The organism is Nitrospirota bacterium, assembly GCA_016214385.1.
Lineage (GTDB): Bacteria > Nitrospirota > Thermodesulfovibrionia > UBA6902 > JACROP01 > JACROP01.
The window spans coordinates 1-4,030 of sequence record JACROP010000100.1 but is presented as its reverse complement, the minus strand read 5'-3'; the positions used below and the strand labels follow the sequence as shown (position 1 = coordinate 4,030).

4 protein-coding genes and 1 pseudogene are annotated in these 4,030 nt (G+C 41.2%); 3 read left to right on the top strand and 2 right to left on the bottom strand.

What is annotated here, in order from left to right; genetic code table 11:
- The 3 genes and pseudogenes from HZC12_06265 to tgt all read left to right on the top strand — a co-directional run.
- Window positions 1-1,229: arginine--tRNA ligase (locus HZC12_06265; protein MBI5026321.1), on the top strand; the 1,229-nt coding region annotated here is incomplete at its 5' end.
- Window positions 1,230-1,233: 4 nt separating this feature from the next.
- Window positions 1,234-1,689 carry a hypothetical protein gene (locus HZC12_06260; GenBank protein MBI5026320.1) on the top strand — a complete coding sequence of 152 codons (456 nt, stop codon included), beginning with the start codon at window positions 1,234-1,236 and terminating at the stop codon, window positions 1,687-1,689.
- A gap of 33 nt (window positions 1,690-1,722) precedes the next feature.
- A pseudogene (gene tgt / locus HZC12_06255) lies at window positions 1,723-2,776 on the top strand (tRNA guanosine(34) transglycosylase Tgt).
- Window positions 2,777-2,868: 92 nt separating this feature from the next.
- On the opposite strand, the gene HZC12_06250 reads toward tgt, so the two are convergent.
- Entirely contained in the window at window positions 2,869-3,672 is an 804-nt protein-coding gene (locus tag HZC12_06250) for a M48 family metallopeptidase (protein ID MBI5026319.1), read from the bottom strand.
- Window positions 3,669-4,030: DUF3387 domain-containing protein (locus HZC12_06245; protein MBI5026318.1), on the bottom strand; the 362-nt coding region annotated here is incomplete at its 5' end. The genes HZC12_06245 and HZC12_06250, both read right to left, overlap by 4 nt.

Sequence of the window (4,030 nt, the reverse complement as noted above, 5' to 3'; positions counted from 1 at the left end):
TTGCAAATCTCCTGTCAGCATCAGGTTATGAAGTTGAAAGGGAGTATTACATCAACGATGCCGGAAAGCAGGTGGAGCTCCTCGGCCTCTCTGTATATGCGAGATACCAGCAGAAACTTGGAAACGAAATCCCTTTCCCTGAAAATGGTTACAGAGGCGGTTATATTGATGAGCTTGCAGATGAGATTATTAATGAAAAAGGCAACAGGTATCTTGATGTGCCCCATGATGAATGCCTGGATTTTGTTAAAGATTTTTCCTATAAAAGAATGCTCAAAAATATCGAGCTTGACCTCAGGGATTTTGGCATTGCCTTTGACAGGTGGCAGAGCGAGCGGGAGCTTTATGATAAGGGCAGGGTGGACGATGCCCTCGCAGCTCTGAAGCATCGTGGCTATCTATATGAAAGAGATGGCGCCTTATGGTTCCGCTCAACTGCTTTTGGAGATGATAAGGACAGGGTTGTATTAAAAAAGGGCGGGGAATACACTTATTTTGCCTCTGACATCGCATATCACAAGAATAAACTCAACATGGGGTTTGACAGCCTTATAGATATCTGGGGTGCAGACCACCACGGCTATGTGTCGCGGATTGAATCAGCAATCAAGGCGTTCGGACATCCAAAGAAAAAGCTCAGGGTTCTTCTCGTCCAGATGGTTACCCTCCTGAGGCACGGCAAACCAGTTCAGATGTCAAAGAGGGCAGGAGAGTTTATAACTTTGAGAGAGGTTATCAGCGAGGTAGGGGCTGATACAGCAAAGTTTATATTTCTGACGAGGCGTTCTGATAGCCATCTTGATTTTGACCTCGATATTGCAAAGGAGCAATCAGCAGAAAACCCTGTTTACTATGTCCAGTATGCCTTTGCACGGATTGCGAGTATATTCAGGCAGGCGATAGAAAAAAATGTTCAAGGGTTCAATGGTTCAAATGTTCAAGGGATTGATTTTTCACTTCTCACAGAGCCAGAAGAAATCTCTACAATAAAGAAACTTGCCCAGTACCCGATAGTCTTTGAGGGTGCTGTCATGGCCCTTGAGCCCCACAGGATTACCTATTATTTGCAGGGTCTCGCAGGACTCTTTCACTCTTATTATAATAAATACAGGGTTGTTTCCGAGAACAAAGAGCTCACCCTCGCAAGGCTCGGCCTGTGCAGGGCTGTGCAGATGGTGCTGGGCGAGGGGCTGGAAATTCTGGGGGTTCATGCCCCGGAAAGGATGTAAGTTGTTGTATACACTTTTACTTATAGTCCATGTCACCTCTATTGTCCTCTGGATTGGAGGGGTGGCTTTTGTCACGATTGTTATGTTTCCCATTATTCAAAGGACACAGGGCTCCATTGAAAAGGTTTTAATGTTTCAGGGGATAGAGCACAGGTTTGCCCGCCTTGCCAGGGTATTGTCCCTACTTGCTGGACTTACAGGATTTCTGCTCCTTCATCAGGTGGGCTTCTCCATTTTACTTTCGTGGTCTGGCATCGGTATATGGGCGATGATAATAGCCTGGGCTGTGTATGTGTTGATACTTTTCTTCCTCGAGCCAATTGTATTTAGGAAACTTTTTAGTCAGAAGGCCCAGCTTAAAACAGAGCAGGTCTTTTTTAGGCTTCAGGTCTTTCACTGGTTTCTTTTAGGTTTGAGCCTCTTTGCAGTTGCTGCAGGCGTATGGACAGGACACCACTGAGTAAATTTCAAATCTCAAATTTCAAAATGCAAAATGATCAAGTTTGAGATTAAAAAAGAAGATAATTCAGCAAGAACAGGGTGTATTCATACTTCACGAGGAAACATAAATACCCCTGCCTTTATACCTGTTGGAACCAATGCTACAGTAAAAGCAATGAATCAGGATGAGCTTAAGGATATGGGCGCTGAGATCATTCTCTGTAATACCTATCACCTTTATCTCAGGCCTGGACATGAGATAATCAAAGAACTCGGGGGGCTTCATAGATTCATGAACTGGCATGGCCCTATCCTTACTGATAGCGGAGGTTTTCAGGTATTCAGCCTCTCACCTTTGAGAAAAATAAATAATGATGGTGTAATTTTCAAATCACACCTTGATGGTTCTACACATTTCATAACCCCGGAGATAGTGATGGAAATCCAGGCTGCACTTGGCTCTGACATTGCAATGGCTTTTGATGAATGCACTCCTTATCCTGCATCAAAAGAGTATGCACTTAAGTCTCTCAGCCTTACAACTGAATGGGCCAGAAGGTGTATGAAGGCAAAAGGAGATAACCAACCCCTTTTTGGCATTGTGCAGGGCAGTATCTACAACGACTTAAGAAAACAGAGCGCCTGTGAGCTTGCTGAAATGGACTTTGACGGATATGCCATAGGAGGGCTCAGTGTTGGAGAACCAAAAGTATCTCATGGGAATTGGAGATCTCCTCGATGTGCTTGAGGCTATTTCAGCAGGTATTGACATGTTTGATTGTGTAATGCCAACGAGGAATGCAAGAAACGGGACATTGTTTACGAGTAAAGGAAGGATAAGCATAAAACGCTAGGAATTTAAAACAGACCCAGGCCCCCTCGATCCCGATTGTGAATGTTATACCTGCAAAAATGATTCAAAGGCTTACTTAAGACATCTTTTTATGAATAAAGAAATCCTTTCAATGAGATTGAACACATTGCACAATATTTATTTCTATCTGGATTTTTTCAGGAAGATGCGGGAGGCTATTGAAAACGGAGCATTTGAAAAATTCAGGGAAGAACAGACTCTCATACTGCAAAACAATTTTCATGAGGATTAATGTGTGGTCATGTCTTGGATTTTGGAATGTATACCGCGATTCAAGAATAGAATCCAAATACTTGCTGCTATTTATAGAAACAGACAGGTGATTTAAAAATAATATCTTGGCCCTTCTTTACAAAGCCGTTCACGACGAGCCTCGTAATCAGGCATAATCCTGCCCAAAAGCTTCCAGAAATTCTCTGAATGGTTAATATGCTTCAAATGACAAATTTCGTGAGCTACCACATAATCAACAAGTGACATCGGAGCCATAATAATATGCCAATTGAAACGAATTCTTCCTTTCCTGTTACAACTGCCCCAGCGCTTAGTTTGATTAGCTAAGATTATCTCTGGAATGAACACCCTTAATTTCTTTGAATAGACTTTTACTCTATTAACTAAAACCTTTCTTGCATGTCTTTTATACCAATGAGAAAGTATTTCTCTTATTATTTTCATTCTATCCGAATCGTTATTATTACTATTAATACTAACTAAAAATCTTCCACCCTTAACCGCAACCCTTGCCCCGAAAATGTCATTCCCGTGAAAACGGGAATCCAGTTTCTTTGTATCTCTTGTGTTATAAGGATTTAATTTGTTTTTAGATTTTAATACCTTAAGACGCAATTGCCTCCCCAAATACAAGAAAGACTCACCTGTGACAAATTCTCTTTTGGGTAGATATCCTATTGCTTCATTTATGCGTCGTTGTTTATCCAGAATCCATATGGCCTTTGAATGTACCAATTTTGAAAGTAAGTTGAGTGATACTCTTAAAGGCGCCCTTAAAAAAACCCCTTCAAATGGGTCAACAAAGATACTTACGGTTTTTCTTCTTTTACTGCGCTTAACAGAAAAATTTATATTTGTTTTACCAAATGAAATTGTTCCTTTTTCCAGCTTCATCTTGCAAGTCTTACCCTTGCTAAATCCATAATCTTAGCTGTCAGAGTTTCAATTTCCTCAAATTGATAACCTTTTCCTCTTAAGATTCCCTTTATCCGTTTTCTCATCTCACGCTGAATATCGTCCTTATGAAACCAGTCAATTACAGCAAGATTTTCTAACGATTCTATAATGGAGCGCGTCAGTTCTTTATGAGTATCTTTTTTCTCACCATATGGAACAGATGGTTCTCTAACCATGTACCCTTTAAATTTATCCTCTTGTTCATGTGATGAAGCATCTGCAGCAAGAATTTTGTATAAGGCATATTCTGACTCTGACAGCCCCATGTCCTGCGCCTGTTTACCTATATTCCGCA